The organism is Enterobacter sp. MF024, from assembly GCF_005843915.1.
Classification (GTDB): domain Bacteria; phylum Pseudomonadota; class Gammaproteobacteria; order Enterobacterales; family Enterobacteriaceae; genus Enterobacter; species Enterobacter barmai.
Genome location: NZ_VCBB01000001.1, coordinates 993872 through 1009457 on the forward strand (window position 1 = coordinate 993872; position 15586 = coordinate 1009457).

A 15586-nucleotide genomic window follows, 5' to 3' on the forward strand; every position below is an offset into this window, starting at 1 on the left:
AAAGAGGTTCGCAAACCAGCTCAGCGCATTAATGTGAACTGCCGCAAATAAAGAGGGAAAAAAGGTGAAAAGCGTTACAAGTCCTTTCCGGATTAAGGAAAGGACTCATTTAATGGGGGATCAGGAGAAATAACGGCGGGAAACGCGGGTCGCGAGCTTCTTCAGTAACGGCTCCAGCGCGACGGCCAGCAACATTCTTACCGGCTTACGGGCGACCGATTTAATCGCCCAGCCCGCTACGCCCGCGGGACCGTAACGCAGTGCGGTCAGTAATACCAGCTTCCCTGCGATTTTCATGCCCGGCTTAACGCGCTGCCCGGCCTGTTGCCAGCGTTGGTTCATATCAGGTCTCTCAGTTAAAGCTGACGAAAACGGCTTCGCAGCGTAAAGGTGTCCGAGGTGACGTACCGCTCCATTTCCCGCAGGCGCTTTTCGCCTGCCGACAGTTCGGCATCCACCGCATCCAGTAATTCACTGCTGGTGGGGGCATTTTCATCGCTCATCGCGCCGTCCGGCATCGGGTCCAGCACGAAGGATAAGATGATATAGGCCACCAGGGTAATAAAGGCCAGGCCAAAGAAAATGGAGAGCACCGTCACCACGCGTACCAGTTTCACCGGCACGTCGAGGTAATGCGCCAGCCCGGCACAGACGCCGCGTACCATCCCCTGCTGGGGAATACGCCACAATTTTTTATTCAGGTTCAGAGCCATTAGCGATCCCTCCAGTTCGGATGTTCCGCATCCAGGATCGCTTCCAGCGCCTGAATACGTTCGCGCATTTTATTTGCGTCCTGAGTTAATTGCGCCAGGCGCTGGTGTTCGCTTTGCGACAGCTCTCCCCGGGAAGAACGGTTACTGTAGTGCAGCCACAACCAGATCGGCAGGACAAACAGCACGAAAATGGTCAGCGGAATGGCAAGAAAAAGCGCGCTCATGTCTACTCCTTGTTTTATGAGTGGCGGCGCCAGCAGGCGCCGCAGTCGTTATTATTGATTGTCTTGTTTCATTCTGGCCTTCAGTGCGGCCAGTTGCTCGCTGATTTCATCATCCGCTTTCAGATCGGCAAACTGCTGATCCAGCGTTTTCTGTTTGCCAAAGCTGTGGCTTTCCGCCTCGGCTTCCATCTGATCGATACGGCGTTCGAAGGATTCGAAGCGGGCCATCGCCTCGTCAATCTTGCCGCTGTCGAGCTGACGGCGCACGTCGCGCGAAGAGTTGGCGGCCTGGTGACGCAGCGTCAGGGCCTGCTGACGGGCGCGTGTTTCGCTCAGCTTGTTCTCCAGCTCCGCAATCTCTTTCTTCATGCGGGTGAGCGTTTCATCCACCAGGGTCACTTCCTGTTCCAGGGTAGCGACGATATCGGTCAGCTTCTGTTTTTCGATCAGCGCAGAGCGGGCCAGATCGTCTTTATCTTTGCGCAGCGCCAGCTCCGCTTTTTCCTGCCATTCGGCCTGCTGGGCGGTCGCCTGCTCAATACGGCGCGTCAGCTGTTTCTTTTCAGCCAGCGCCCGGGCAGAGGTGGAGCGCACTTCGACCAGCGTATCTTCCATCTCCTGAATCATCAGACGGACCAGCTTCTGCGGATCTTCCGCCTTTTCCAGCAGCGAGTTGATGTTGGCGTTCACGATGTCGGCAAAACGAGAAAAAATACCCATAATTGAATCCTCACATTTTCTGTTATCGGGCTGAGCCCTGCTGTTTAGCTAATACAATTCCCGTGCCAGTTTTTTATCTTGTTGATTTTACGCGAGGTGATTGCTTTTTCGCCCATCCCGGCCTACTCTCGCTTAGTGAATCACACCAATAAGTGGTTAATTTCATCATGGCTGAATTTAAAGATACATTACTGGGGGAAGCCAACAGCTTTCTCGAAGTGCTGGAGCAGGTCTCCAGGCTGGCGCCGCTGAATAAGCCAGTGCTGATTATCGGCGAGCGTGGCACGGGTAAAGAGCTGATTGCCAACCGCCTTCATTACCTCTCCGGGCGCTGGGATGGACCCTTTATCTCCCTGAACTGCGCCGCGCTGAATGAAAATTTGCTCGATACCGAACTCTTTGGCCACGAGGCGGGGGCCTTTACCGGCGCGCAGCGTCGCCATCCCGGCCGCTTTGAACGCGCCGATGGCGGCACGCTGTTCCTGGATGAGCTTGCGACCGCCCCGATGCTGGTGCAGGAAAAATTGCTGCGGGTCATTGAGTATGGCGAACTGGAGCGCGTGGGCGGCAGCCAGCCGCTGCAGGTAAACGTGCGCCTGGTGTGCGCCACGAACGCCAATCTGCCGGAGATGGTCGAGCAGGACAGGTTCCGTGCCGACCTGCTGGACCGGCTGGCGTTTGACGTCGTCAACCTGCCGCCGCTGCGCGAACGGCGCAGCGATATCATGCTGCTGGCCGAGCAGTTTGCCATTCAGATGTGCCGCGAGCTGGGTCTGCCGCTGTTTCCCGGCTTCAGCCAGCACGCCCGGGAAACGCTGCTGGACTACCGCTGGCCGGGCAATATTCGTGAGCTGAAAAACGTGGTTGAGCGCTCCGTCTACCGCCACGGCAGCAGCGAAACCGAGCTGGATGAGATTGTGATCGATCCTTTTCATCGTCCTGCGCGGTCGCCTGTCAGTAAACCTCAATCTGCAAGCCCCACTCTGCCGCTGGATTTGCGACTGTTCCAGCAGGAACAGGAGAAGCAGTTGCTGGAACAGAGCCTGCGCGAGGCGAAATTTAATCAGAAACGCGCGGCTGAACTGCTGGGCCTGACCTACCATCAGTTAAGGGCATTGCTCAAAAAGCATCAGATGCGCTGAGATATTCAGCACTTATCCGCAGACATTTTTACGAAGCAGGTGTAAGTGCGATACACTTTGCAGATCGTCACTAAAAACCTTAAAAATTATGCGTCTGGTTTTCTCATCCCTGATTGCGCTCGGTCTGCTCAGTAGCCAGGCCTTTGCCGCGCCTGAGCAGGCGGATAGCGCGGATATTCGCGACAGCGGCTTTGTCTACTGCGTAAGTGGGCAGGTCAATACCTTCAATCCGCAAAAAGCGAGCAGCGGCCTGATCGTCGACACCCTCGCCGCCCAGCTCTATGACCGCCTGCTGGATGTGGATCCTTATACCTATCGTCTGGTGCCGGAGCTGGCTGAAAGCTGGGAAGTGCTGGACAGCGGTGCCACGTACCGTTTTCGTCTGCGCGATGACGTCAGCTTCCAGACCACACCGTGGTTTAAGCCCACCCGCAAACTCAATGCGGATGATGTGGTTTTCACCTTCCAGCGCATTTTTAACCGCAACCATCCGTGGCACTACGTTAATGGCGGCAACTTCCCCTACTTCGATAGCCTGCAGTTTGCCGACACGGTGAAGAACGTGCGCAAACTGGATAACAGAACGGTGGAGTTCACCCTGGCGCGCCCGGACGCCTCTTTCCTGTGGCATCTGGCGACGCACTACGCCTCGGTGATGTCTTCCGAGTACGCCACCCAGTTGACCCTGCAGGATAAAATGGAGCTGATGGACCGCCAGCCGGTAGGCACCGGGCCATTCCAGGTTGAGGAGTACCGGGCCGGGCAGTACGTGCGTCTGGCGCGCCATGAGAAATTCTGGCGCGGCACGCCACTGATGCCGCAGGTGGTGGTGGATTTAGGCTCCGGCGGAACAGGGCGTCTGTCGAAACTGCTCACCGGCGAATGCGATGTTCTGGCATGGCCCGCCGCCAGCCAGCTCACCATCCTGCGCGACGATCCGCGCCTGCGTCTGACCCTGCGCCCGGGCATGAATATCGCCTATCTGGCCTTCAACACCAACAAGCCGCCGCTGAACAACCCGGCCGTTCGCCACGCCCTGGCGCTGGCGATCAATAACCAGCGCCTGATGCAGTCCATTTATTACGGTACCGCCGAAACCGCCGCCTCAATCTTGCCCCGCGCCTCGTGGGCTTACGATAGCGAGGCTAAAATTACTGAATACAATCCGGATAAATCACGCGAACAGCTGAAGGCGCTGGGGGCTGAAAACCTCACCCTGCAGCTGTGGGTACCCACCAGCTCCCAGGCCTGGAACCCCAGCCCGCTGAAAACCGCCGAGCTGCTGCAGGCAGACCTCGCGCAGGTGGGGGTCAAAGTCGTGATTATCCCGGTAGAAGGCCGTTTTCAGGAGGCGCGCCTGATGGACATGAACCATGATTTGACCCTGACAGGCTGGGCGACAGACAGTAACGACCCGGACAGTTTCTTCCGTCCGCTGCTGAGCTGTGCGGCGATTGATTCCCAGACCAACTACGCCCACTGGTGCAACCGCGAGTTTGACGACATCCTGCGTAAAGCGCTGTCGACCCAGCAGCTGGCGGCGCGCATCGATGCCTATGATGAAGCGCAAATTATTCTCGCCAAAGAGCTGCCGGTGCTGCCGCTGGCCTCGTCCCTGCGGCTGCAGGCTTATCGCTACGATATCAAAGGCCTGGTGCTCAGCCCGTTTGGTAATGCATCGTTTGCCGGGGTCTCCCGCGTGAACCAGGAAGAGGTGAAAAAACCGTGATTATTTTTACCTTACGTCGGCTGCTGTTGCTGCTGATCACCCTCTTCTTCCTGACCTTTGTCGGCTTCAGTCTGAGCTACTTTACCCCTCACGCGCCGCTCCAGGGTGCTTCCTTGTGGAATGCGTGGTGGTTCTGGTTTGAAGGGGTGCTGCACTGGGACTTCGGCGTCTCCAGCATTAACGGCCAGCCCATCGCCGAGCAGCTGAAAGAGGTGTTCCCCGCCACCATGGAGCTGTGCATCCTGGCCTTTGGCTTTGCGCTGGTCGTGGGGATCCCGGTCGGAATGCTCGCCGGGATCACCCGCAACAAGTGGCAGGACAAGCTGATCAGCGCGTTTGCCCTGCTCGGGTTTTCGGTTCCCGTCTTCTGGCTGGCGCTACTGCTGACCCTCTTTTTCTCCTTGACGCTGGGCTGGCTGCCGGTGTCCGGGCGTTTTGACCTGCTGTACGCGGTGAAAACCGTGACCGGATTCGCCATTATTGACGCCTGGCTCTCAGATTCGGTCTGGCGGCATGAGATGATCATCAGCGCCGTGCGCCACATGGTGTTACCGGTGCTGGCGCTCGCCGTGGCACCGACCACGGAGGTGATCCGCCTGATGCGCATCAGCACCAGCGAAGTCTTTGACCAAAATTATGTCAAAGCTGCCGCCACGCGCGGGTTGTCTCGGTTTACCATTTTACGTCGCCACGTGTTGCATAATGCCCTGCCGCCGGTGATCCCGCGTCTTGGCCTGCAGTTCTCCACCATGCTGACGCTGGCGATGATCACCGAGATGGTCTTCAGCTGGCCCGGTCTCGGTCGCTGGCTGATTAACGCCATTCGCCAGCAGGACTATGCCGCAATCTCCGCGGGCGTAATGGTGATTGGCGCGCTGGTGATCATCGTTAACGTGATCTCCGATATTCTGGGCGCTATGGCTAACCCGCTGAAACATAAGGAATGGTATGCCTTACGATAGCGTTTATAGTGAAAAGCGCACGCCCGGTGCGTTGCGCACCGTGTGGCGTAACTTCTATGGCGACACCACGGCGATGATCGGCCTGTACGGCTGCGGCGGCCTCGCGCTGCTGTGCATCCTCGGATCCTGGTTTGCGCCCTACGGCATCGACCAGCAGTTCCTCGGCTACCAGCTGCTGCCGCCGTCCTGGTCTCGCTACGGCGAAGTCTCCTTTTTCCTCGGCACTGACGACCTCGGGCGCGATGTGTTAAGCCGTCTGCTGAGCGGTGCCGCGCCGACGGTGGGCGGCGCCTTTGTGGTCACGCTGGCCGCCACGCTGTGTGGTCTGCTGTTAGGCATTGTTGCCGGCGCGACCCACGGTCTGCGCTCGGCGGTGACGAACCATATTCTTGATACGCTGCTGTCGATCCCCTCGCTGCTGCTGGCGATTATCGTGGTGGCTTTTGCCGGACCGCATCTGACCCACGCCATGTTTGCGGTGTGGCTGGCGCTGCTGCCGCGCATGGTACGTTCGGTCTACAGCCTGGTGCATGATGAGCTGGAAAAAGAGTACGTGGTGGCCGCCCGTCTCGATGGCGCCACCACCTTAAATATTCTGTGGTTCGCGGTGCTGCCCAATATCGCCTCCGGGATGGTCACGGAAATTACCCGCGCCCTGTCGATGGCGATCCTCGATATTGCTGCCCTCGGTTTTCTCGATCTTGGCGCACAGCTGCCCTCTCCGGAATGGGGCGCAATGCTGGGCGACGCGCTGGAACTGATCTACGTAGCGCCCTGGACGGTGATGCTGCCGGGTGCGGCAATTATGATTAGCGTATTACTGGTGAACCTGCTTGGCGACGGGATCCGTCGCGCCATTGTGGCGGGGGTGGAATAATGCCGTTACTGGATATTCGCAATCTGACGATTGAATTTAAAACCGGCGAAGGCTGGGTCAAAGCGGTCGATCGCGTCAGCATTACCCTGAGCGAGGGCGAGATCCGCGGTCTGGTGGGGGAATCAGGTTCGGGCAAGAGTCTGATTGCGAAAGCGATCTGCGGCGTGGCGAAAGATAACTGGCGCGTCACCGCCGACCGTATGCGTTTCGATGATATCGACCTGCTGCGCCTTTCCGCTCGCGAGCGGCGTAAGCTGGTAGGTCACAACGTGTCGATGATTTTCCAGGAGCCGCAATCCTGTCTCGATCCGTCGGAGCGGGTAGGCAAGCAGCTGATGCAGAACATCCCCGGCTGGACCTATAAGGGCCGCTGGTGGCAGCGTTTTGGCTGGCGCAAACGCCGGGCCATCGAGCTGTTACACCGGGTGGGGATTAAGGATCATAAAGACGCCATGCGCAGCTTCCCGTATGAGCTGACCGACGGTGAGTGTCAGAAAGTGATGATCGCCATTGCGCTGGCCAACCAGCCGCGCCTGCTGATCGCCGACGAACCGACCAACGCCATGGAGCCCACCACCCAGGCGCAAATTTTCCGCCTGCTCACCCGGCTTAACCAGAACAACAACACCACCATTTTGCTGATCAGCCATGACCTGCAGATGCTGAGCAAATGGGCGGACAAGATTGACGTGATGTACTGCGGACAGACCGTAGAGACCGCCGGCAGTGAAGACCTGATCACCACACCGCATCACCCTTATACCCAGGCGCTGATCCGTGCGATCCCCGATTTTGGCAGCTCCATGCCGCATAAAAGCCGCCTGAATACTCTGCCGGGCGCTATTCCGCTGCTGGAGCACCTGCCGATTGGCTGTCGTCTGGGACCGCGCTGTCCATATGCTCAGCGTAAATGCATTGAAACCCCGCGCCTGGCCGGGGCAAGGAACCATCTGTATGCCTGCCATTTCCCGCTGAACATGGAGAGAGAGTGACATGGTCGAAACCCTGCTGGAAGTGCGCAATCTGAGTAAGACCTTTCGCTATCGCACCGGCTTATTCCACCGTCAGACCGTCGAAGCGGTTAAGCCGCTGAGCTTTACCCTGCGCGAAAAGCAGACTCTGGCGATCATTGGTGAGAATGGCTCCGGGAAATCAACGCTGGCGAAAATGCTGGCCGGGATGATCGAGCCTTCCGATGGTGAAGTGCTGATTGACGACCATCTGCTGAAATTTGGCGATTACTCGTTCCGCAGCCAGCGGATCAGGATGATTTTTCAGGATCCGTCGACGTCGCTGAACCCGCGCCAGCGTATCTCGCAGATCCTCGATTTTCCGCTGCGTCTGAATACCGACCTTGAGCCGGAGGCGCGGCGTAAACAGATTATCGAGACCCTGCGAATGGTTGGGCTGCTGCCCGATCACGTCAGCTATTATCCGCACATGCTGGCACCGGGACAGAAACAGCGTCTAGGTCTGGCCCGCGCGCTGATCCTGCGTCCAAAAGTGATCATCGCCGACGAAGCGCTGGCCTCGCTGGATATGTCGATGCGTTCACAGTTAATCAACCTGATGCTGGAATTGCAGGAAAAACAGGGTATCTCGTATATCTACGTGACCCAGCATCTGGGAATGATGAAGCACATCAGCGATCAGGTGCTGGTGATGCATGAGGGCTCGGTGGTGGAGCGCGGCAGTACCGCCTCGGTGCTGGCCGCACCGCTTCACGATTTGACCAAACGTTTAATTGCCGGCCATTTTGGCGAAGCCTTAACCGCCGATGCCTGGCGAAAAGATCGCTGACCCGCCCCGTGTGGAGTGGTCGGATTAACACTGTACGCGACACATGCTATTATCGCCGCGTTTTAACGACGGTTGTCCAAACAGATGACGGCCGCCACAACAATGAATATAAGGATTAAGAGCTATGGGTTTTCTTTCCGGTAAGCGTATTCTGGTGACTGGCGTTGCCAGCAAACTGTCCATCGCATACGGCATCGCACAGGCTATGCATCGCGAAGGCGCTGAGCTGGCATTCACCTACCAGAACGACAAGCTGAAAGGCCGCGTAGAAGAGTTTGCCGCGCAGCTGGGTTCCAGCATTGTTCTGGAATGCGACGTTGCACAAGATGAAAGCATCGATGGCATGTTCGCTGAGCTGGCAAAAACCTGGCCGAAATTTGACGGTTTCGTTCACTCCATCGGCTTTGCACCGGGCGACCAGCTGGACGGCGACTACGTGAACGCAGTCACCCGTGAAGGCTTTAAAATCGCACACGACATCAGCTCCTACAGCTTTGTAGCGATGGCAAAATCCTGCCGCTCCATGCTGAACCCAGGCGCTGCCCTGCTGACCCTGTCCTACCTGGGTGCTGAGCGCGCAATCCCTAACTACAACGTGATGGGTCTGGCGAAAGCCTCTCTGGAAGCCAACGTACGCTACATGGCGAACGCGATGGGTCCAGAAGGCGTGCGCGTAAACGGTATCTCTGCGGGTCCAATCCGTACTCTGGCTGCTTCCGGCATCAAAGACTTCCGTAAAATGCTGGCACACTGCGAAGCGGTTACCCCAATCCGTCGCACCGTGACCATCGAAGACGTGGGTAACTCCGCGGCATTCCTCTGCTCTGACCTCTCTGCTGGCATCTCCGGCGAAGTGGTTCACGTTGACGGCGGTTTCAACATCGCTGCAATGAACGAGCTGGAAATCAAATAAGTTCGTTACCTTCCCGCTCCGGCGGGAAGGTTCGCCTCCCGTTCCGCCCCCGCTTTCCCCTCGTTATTCCGTTCCGCTATTTGTTATCACCTAACAATATTTTTCCGCTTATCCACCTTACGCCAGGATATTGATCGCCATTTTGAGATCAAGGAACGCACATGGAACAACGCCGTATTTCTGGCAAAGGCCACTGGTATCATGAGACCCAGTCCAGTAGCAGCCCGACGGAAGTCCTGCCTTTGGTTCCCGAAGCCGCACAGGTCGCGGATCGTTTTTTGCTGAACCTCGTTTTACCAGCGACGCTGCTTGCCGCCTGTGAACGCTGGTTAACCCCGGCCCGGACGCTGTGCGACCTCTTTTTCCCGCGTACCCTGACGGTTACCCGACTGCGCACGTTGAGCGCGTATGACCGTTTCAGCACCGCCCTGACCGTGGCGCAGGTCTGCGGCGTGCAGCGTCTGTGTAACCACTACGCCGCCCTCCTCGCCCCGCTCCCCGGCCCCGACTCCTCCCGTGAAAGCAATCGCCGCCTCGCCCAAATCACTCAGTATGCCCGCCAGCTTGCCAGCTCGCCGGACGTGATCGACAGCAAAGCGCAGCAGGGGCTCGATGAAGTGGGCCTGACGGTATATGACATTGTCACCATCAACCAGATTATCGGCTTTGTCGGCTTTCAGGCGCGCGTGGTGGCAGTCTTTCAGGCTCTGCTCGGCCACCCTGTTCGCTGGCTGCCGGGACACCACATTCAGCCTCACGCCCTGCCCGACGATAACACTTTGAATACATGGCAGCCCGCCGTACCGGGGGTCGAGCGATGTCAGGCCAGCCCACAGCAGCTGGCGTCCCTTGAACGCTGGCAGGAGGAGCCGCTACTGCAGCAGCTTACACCGGTGTTGTGTCATGAACCGGCAATCCTCGATCAAACAGGTGAAATTCTGGTCAGTGGCATTCACGCAGAATATGAAAACGACGAGTCGGTAAAGCGTGCCGTAGAGCAACTGGCGCGATCGCCGGACCAGTTTAGCGCCGCGCAGTTTACCCCGCTGACGAATGACGGGCAGCCGCCGGTACAGGCCATCAACCTGCTTACCTGGAGCGCTTTTTGCGGCTGGCTGAACCGGCTGAAAATCGCCATCGGCAGGGGCGAATAACCACACTAATGACCTAAAGAGCGCTTGCTGTAACAGTGAGATTCGCGTAAAACTGTCAGCCGCTCATATGGCTACGAAAATAGATCACTATGCTCCAGGACAACCCGCTGCTAGCGCAGCTTAAACAGCAACTGCATTCCCAGACGCCACGCGCTGAAGGGGTCGTAAAAGCCACGGAAAAAGGCTTTGGCTTCCTTGAAGTCGATGCGCAGAAAAGTTACTTCATTCCGCCTCCGCAGATGAAGAAGGTGATGCACGGCGATCGTATTACGGCCGTGATCCATAGCGAAAAGGATCGTGAATCCGCCGAGCCTGAAGAATTAATTGAACCCTTCCTGACCCGTTTTGTGGGTAAGGTACTGAGAAAAGATGACCGTCTGTCCATCGTTCCGGACCATCCTCTGCTGAAAGACGCCATCCCCTGCCGCGCTGAACGTGGCGTGACTCATGATTTCAAAGAAGGTGACTGGGCCGTGGCAGAAATGCGCCGTCATCCTCTGAAGGGCGATCGCGGTTTTTATGCTGAACTGACCCAGTTTATTACCTTCGGCGAAGACCATTTCGTGCCGTGGTGGGTCACTCTCGCACGCCATAACCTCGAAAAAGAGGCCCCTGAAGGGGCAGCGACGGAGATGCTGGACGAAGGTCTGGAGCGTCGCGATCTGACCGCCCTCAATTTTGTCACCATCGACAGCGCCAGCACCGAAGATATGGACGATGCGCTGTATGTTGAAGAGCAGGCTGACGGCAAACTGCTGTTAACCGTAGCGATTGCCGATCCTACGGCCTGGATCGCTGAAGGTACACCGCTTGATAACGCGGCCAAAATCCGTGCCTTTACCAACTATCTGCCGGGCTTCAACATCCCGATGCTGCCGCGTGAGCTGTCTGATAATTTATGCTCGCTGCGCGCCAACGAAGTGCGCCCGGTCCTGGCCTGCCGCATGACCATCGCTGCCGACGGCACGATTGAAGAGAACATCGAGTTCTTTGCCGCGCTTATCGAATCGAAAGCCAAGCTGGTATATGACGAGGTCTCTGACTGGCTGGAAAATAGCGGCACCTGGCAGCCAGAATCTGATGCTATTGCCGAACAAATCCGCCTGCTGCAGCGCGTCTGCCTGAGCCGCAGCGAATGGCGTAAAACCCATGCGCTGGTGTTCAAGGATCGTCCTGACTACCGCTTCATTCTCGGTGAAAAAGGCGAAGTGCTGGATATCGTTGCTGAACCACGTCGCATCGCTAACCGTATTGTTGAAGAGTCGATGATTGCGGCCAACATCTGTGCGGCCCGCGTCCTGCGCGACAAGCTCGGTTTCGGCATCTATAACGTGCATACCGGCTTCGACCCGGCCAACAGCGAAGCGCTGGCGGCCCTGCTGAAAACGCACGACGTGCATGTGGATCCGCAGGAAGTCCTGACCCTGAACGGCTTCTGTAAACTGCGCCGTGAACTGGATGCTCAGCCGTCTGGTTTCCTCGACAGCCGCATCCGTCGTTTCCAGTCTTTCGCGGAGATCAGCACCGAGCCAGGCCCGCACTTTGGCCTGGGTCTGGAAGCCTACGCCACCTGGACGTCGCCGATTCGTAAGTATGGCGATATGGTTAACCACCGCCTGCTAAAAGCGATCGTCAAAGGCGAAACCATTGCCCGTCCGCAGGACGACGCTACCGTGCAAATGGCCGAGCGTCGTCGCCTTAACCGCATGGCGGAACGTGATGTCGGTGACTGGCTGTATGCCCGCTTCCTGAAAGACAAAGCCGGAACCGACACCCGTTTTGCCGCTGAGATCATCGATATCAGCCGTGGCGGCATGCGCGTGCGTCTGGTAGATAACGGCGCCGTGGCCTTCATTCCAGCGCCGTTCCTGCACGCCGTGCGGGACGAACTTGTCTGCAGCCAGGAAAACGGCACCGTGCAGATCAAAGGTGAAGTGGCGTATAAAGTGACCGAAGTTATTGACGTGACTATCGCTGAAGTGCGCATGGAAACACGCAGCGTTATCGCCCGCCCTGCTGTCTGATTGTTGTCTGCTTAAAGGTCGGTTCACTCATTGCGGGTGAGCCGATTTTTTTTGTATTAACCTCACATTCATCATTTTTCCTTACCATTACCCCCCACAAATTCCGAAAAGCGATCACACTTATTAACGATAATCTGTTGAACTTCATAAGGTGTGACCGGAATATTCATTCGTCTGTATCCTTTTTTGCTAATCTCGTTCTAATATAAGAATACTGGGAAAAAACAATAAGTTTAGCTCGGCATTACCGCTATTTTAACGCGATTAAACCGACTGGAAATGCACGATGTGTGCAATTAAGTGCGCCTGGGAGAGAGCATGATTGACGATCTGGAGCAAAATTTGCTGTTTCGTTACATGGGCACCCACAGTCCCTGGTGGCGACTGACGGCGGACAGCAATGCGCTCCATCTTGCGGCCAGCGAAAGCGCCGAGACCACTCAGGTGGTGGCGCTGACTGACGAGCAGGCCGACAGTATTCGCCAGATGACGGTCATCACCTCCAGCATCACCATGACGCTCTCCCTGTACGGAACTGATGTGCCGGTGCACCTCGTGGGCCGTAAAACCACTAAAAAAGAGTGGGCCGGCACCGCCTCCGCTTGGAATGACACCCCCTCCGTCGCCCGGGATCTGGCCCAGGGTTTATCCTTTGCCGAACAGGTGGTTTCTGAGGCCAACTCGGTGATTGTTATCCTCGATCGGCACGGCAATATTCAACGCTTTAACCGTCTGAGCGAAGAATACACCGGGATGAAAGAGCACGAGGTTATTGGCCAGAACGTCTTTAAACTCTTTATGAGCCGCAGCGAAGCCGCTGCCTCCCGCCGCAATATCAGCGGTTTTTTTCGTGACGGCAGTTCTTATGAAGTAGAGCGCTGGATCAAGACCCGCAAAGGGCAACGGTTATTTCTGTTTCGTAATAAATTTGTGCACAGCGGCAGCGGGAAAAACGAAATTTTTCTTATCTGTTCAGGTACGGATATCACCGAAGAGCGCCGTGCACAGGAACGCCTTCGGGTGCTCGCCAACACCGACACCATTACCGGCCTGCCAAACCGTAACGCCATCCACGATATGATCAGCGAAGCCATCGACACCCGTGGCGATGGCCAGGTCGGCGTGGTCTACCTCGATCTCGATAATTTCAAAAAAGTGAATGACGCCTACGGGCATATGTTTGGCGATCAGCTTTTGCAGGCGGTGGCGCTGGCGATCCTCAGTTGCCTGGAGGATGGGCAGGTGCTGGCGCGTCTCGGCGGCGATGAGTTTATCGTGCTGGCAACCGGCACGTCGCAGAGTGCGCTCGAAGCCATGGCTTCGCGGATCCTCACCCGACTGCGTCAGCCCTTCCGGATTGGTTTAATCGAAGTCTATACCGGCTGTTCGCTGGGTATTTCCCTCGCCCCACAGCACGGCACCGATCGCGAAAGCGTGATCCGCAATGCCGATACCGCGATGTATACCGCAAAAGAGAACGGGCGCGGCACGTTCTGCGTCTTCTCGCCGGAGATGAATCAGCGGGTCTTTGAATATTTGTGGCTGGACACTAACCTGCGCAAAGCGCTGGATAATGACCAACTGGTGATCCACTACCAGCCTAAAATTACCTGGCGCGGCGAGGTGAGAACCCTCGAAGCACTGGTTCGCTGGCAGTCACCGGAGCGCGGGCTGATCCCACCGCTGGAGTTTATCTCCTACGCCGAGGAGTCCGGGCTCATCGTTCCCCTGGGGCGCTGGGTGATGCTCGATGTGGTGCGCCAGGTTGCCAAATGGCGCGACAAAGGTATTAACCTGCGCGTGGCGGTTAACGTCTCGGCCCGCCAGCTGGCGGATCAGACGATTTTCAGCGATCTGAAGCAGGCCTTAAAGGACCTGAATTTTGAGTACTGCCCGATTGATGTCGAGCTGACCGAAAGTTGTCTGATTGAAAACGAAGAGCTGGCGCTGTCGGTGATCCAGCAGTTCAGCAAGCTGGGAGCGCAGATCCACCTTGACGATTTCGGAACGGGTTATTCGTCCCTGTCGCAGCTGGCCCGTTTCCCCATTGATGCCATTAAGCTCGACCAGGCATTTGTCCGGGATATCCATAAGCAGTCGGTATCGCAGTCGCTGGTACGCGCGATTGTTGCGGTCGCTCAGGCGCTGAATTTGCAGGTGATTGCTGAAGGGGTGGAGAGCGCAAAAGAAGACGCCTTTCTGACCAAGAACGGCGTCAACGAACGACAGGGTTTTCTGTTTGCTAAGCCCATGCCCGCTGTCGCATTCGAGCGATGGTTTAAACGTTATCAGGCACGCAACGCGCGTTAACTGGCTTTACGCAGGCCCGATGCGGTGTGGCGATCCTGCAGCAGAACCAGCCGCTGCATGTAGGCCACATCCTTCGGTTGCAGGCAGAATGCCGCATCCACCCAGTCTTCGGTGATATCCATCAATTCGCTGCGCGGCAGCTGCAGGACGCGCTGACGGGCGCGCAGCATCGCTCTGACGCCATTCATTTTGGGTTGTAACGTGTCGATGAAGGTGCGCGTCGCCACGTAGCCCTGGCCAGGTTCAAACAGCACGTCCACCAGCCCGTGTTGCTCGTGCCATTCCGCGGTGTGCGACTCCCCTTTATAGATAAGCTCCTCGGCCAGCTTCATGCCTGAGCGGCGCGCGACCAGCGAGTAGCCTCCCATTCCGGGGAAGAGATTGAAGGCGATCTCCGGGAAACCTAAGCGTGTATCCCGCTGCGCCAGTAAAAAGTGGTGCGCCAACGCGGCCTCAAAGCCTCCGCCCAGCGCACTGCCCTCCACCATCGACAGGGTGATCGCCCCGGTATCAAAGCCCCGCGACGCAGCGTGGACGCAGTCCACACAGGCGCGGGCATAGGCCCGAAGCGCTTCCCGGCGACCATTCTCAATGCAGTCGACAAAGAAGCGTAAATCGCCCCCGGTGTTGTACATATCGGGCACCAGCGAACCTGTCACCCAGAAATCAACCTCAAACCCGGACTGTCGTACCAGCCACGACAGGTTCATGATCTCCTCTATCAGCGCATGATTGAAGCAGGGCCGCGGCTGGGCCCGTAACATCATCCATACGGTACGTCTCTCTTCCTCGTAATAACCGGCGAGTTGGGTGAATCGTACAGAATCAGTGAACAGTTTACAGGTAGCCTGATTGATAATTGTCATAGTCCAATTCCTCATAGAAAAAAGCGCCTTGCGCGCAGAATTAGACTAAGCCACTACTAAAATCCTCTGTATAAAAAAGCATGAAAATATCACTACCATTAATGTGCTTTCGTTAGCACACTTTTTCCCTTCTCTTTTGCCTTCAATTTCTG

General features: G+C 57.0%; 15 protein-coding genes. 10 read left to right on the plus strand and 5 right to left on the minus strand.

Going from position 1 to position 15586, the window contains the following annotated elements; genetic code table 11:
* Window positions 1–120 precede the first annotated feature (120 nt).
* The 4 genes from pspD to pspA are packed head-to-tail and all read right to left on the minus strand — an operon-like array spanning window position 121 to window position 1657.
* Window positions 121–342, minus strand: coding sequence for a phage shock protein PspD (gene pspD / locus FFB58_RS04805; protein ID WP_039031878.1), 222 nt, complete (start codon window positions 340–342; stop codon window positions 121–123).
* A 14-nt stretch (window positions 343–356) separates the two neighbouring features.
* Complete coding sequence (pspC, locus tag FFB58_RS04810) at window positions 357–713, minus strand: envelope stress response membrane protein PspC (RefSeq protein ID WP_039031877.1); 357 nt, start codon at window positions 711–713, stop codon at window positions 357–359.
* Window positions 713–937, minus strand: coding sequence for an envelope stress response membrane protein PspB (pspB, locus tag FFB58_RS04815; RefSeq protein ID WP_039031876.1), 225 nt, complete (start codon window positions 935–937; stop codon window positions 713–715). Before pspB ends, pspC begins: the two co-directional genes overlap by 1 nt.
* A gap of 51 nt (window positions 938–988) precedes the next feature.
* Window positions 989–1657 carry a phage shock protein PspA gene (gene pspA / locus FFB58_RS04820; RefSeq protein WP_039031875.1) on the minus strand — a complete coding sequence of 223 codons (669 nt, stop codon included), beginning with the start codon at window positions 1655–1657 and terminating at the stop codon, window positions 989–991.
* A 167-nt stretch (window positions 1658–1824) separates the two neighbouring features.
* On the opposite strand from pspA, the gene pspF reads away from it, so the two are divergent.
* The 10 genes from pspF to pdeR all read left to right on the plus strand — a co-directional run bounded on the left by pspF (window position 1825) and on the right by pdeR (window position 14568).
* The gene (pspF, locus tag FFB58_RS04825; protein ID WP_138369195.1) at window positions 1825–2799 is read left to right on the plus strand and encodes a phage shock protein operon transcriptional activator; all 975 of its coding nucleotides are present in this window, start codon (window positions 1825–1827) and stop codon (window positions 2797–2799) included.
* An 88-nt stretch (window positions 2800–2887) separates the two neighbouring features.
* Window positions 2888–4528 carry an ABC transporter substrate-binding protein SapA gene (gene sapA, locus FFB58_RS04830; RefSeq protein ID WP_039031873.1) on the plus strand — a complete coding sequence of 547 codons (1641 nt, stop codon included), beginning with the start codon at window positions 2888–2890 and terminating at the stop codon, window positions 4526–4528.
* The gene (gene sapB, locus FFB58_RS04835) at window positions 4525–5490 is read left to right on the plus strand and encodes a putrescine export ABC transporter permease SapB (RefSeq protein WP_138369196.1); all 966 of its coding nucleotides are present in this window, start codon (window positions 4525–4527) and stop codon (window positions 5488–5490) included. The genes sapA and sapB overlap by 4 nt, the downstream gene beginning before the upstream one ends.
* Entirely contained in the window at window positions 5477–6367 is an 891-nt protein-coding gene (gene sapC, locus FFB58_RS04840; RefSeq protein ID WP_039031871.1) for a putrescine export ABC transporter permease SapC, read from the plus strand. The genes sapB and sapC overlap by 14 nt, the downstream gene beginning before the upstream one ends.
* Window positions 6367–7359 carry a putrescine export ABC transporter ATP-binding protein SapD gene (gene sapD / locus FFB58_RS04845; protein WP_039031870.1) on the plus strand — a complete coding sequence of 331 codons (993 nt, stop codon included), beginning with the start codon at window positions 6367–6369 and terminating at the stop codon, window positions 7357–7359. Before sapC ends, sapD begins: the two co-directional genes overlap by 1 nt.
* A gap of 1 nt (window position 7360) precedes the next feature.
* Window positions 7361–8167 (plus strand): putrescine export ABC transporter ATP-binding protein SapF, encoded by an 807-nt coding sequence (sapF, locus tag FFB58_RS04850; RefSeq protein WP_138369197.1) that lies wholly within the window; start codon window positions 7361–7363, stop codon window positions 8165–8167.
* A 124-nt stretch (window positions 8168–8291) separates the two neighbouring features.
* A complete protein-coding gene (gene fabI, locus FFB58_RS04855) occupies window positions 8292–9080 on the plus strand; it encodes an enoyl-ACP reductase FabI (RefSeq protein WP_039031868.1) in 789 nt (262 codons plus the stop codon).
* Between the two features lie 161 nt (window positions 9081–9241).
* On the plus strand, window positions 9242–10234 hold the full coding sequence (locus FFB58_RS04860; RefSeq protein ID WP_039031867.1) for a CMD domain-containing protein: 993 nt from the start codon (window positions 9242–9244) through the stop codon (window positions 10232–10234).
* An 89-nt stretch (window positions 10235–10323) separates the two neighbouring features.
* Window positions 10324–12258, plus strand: coding sequence for an exoribonuclease II (locus FFB58_RS04865; protein ID WP_138369198.1), 1935 nt, complete (start codon window positions 10324–10326; stop codon window positions 12256–12258).
* A 318-nt stretch (window positions 12259–12576) separates the two neighbouring features.
* The gene (gene pdeR, locus FFB58_RS04870; protein ID WP_039031865.1) at window positions 12577–14568 is read left to right on the plus strand and encodes a cyclic di-GMP phosphodiesterase; all 1992 of its coding nucleotides are present in this window, start codon (window positions 12577–12579) and stop codon (window positions 14566–14568) included.
* Here the strand turns inward: pdeR and FFB58_RS04875 are convergent.
* On the minus strand, window positions 14565–15434 hold the full coding sequence (locus FFB58_RS04875) for a crotonase/enoyl-CoA hydratase family protein (RefSeq protein WP_039031864.1): 870 nt from the start codon (window positions 15432–15434) through the stop codon (window positions 14565–14567). The two genes, pdeR and FFB58_RS04875, sit on opposite strands and share 4 nt — an antisense overlap.
* Window positions 15435–15586 lie beyond the last annotated feature (152 nt).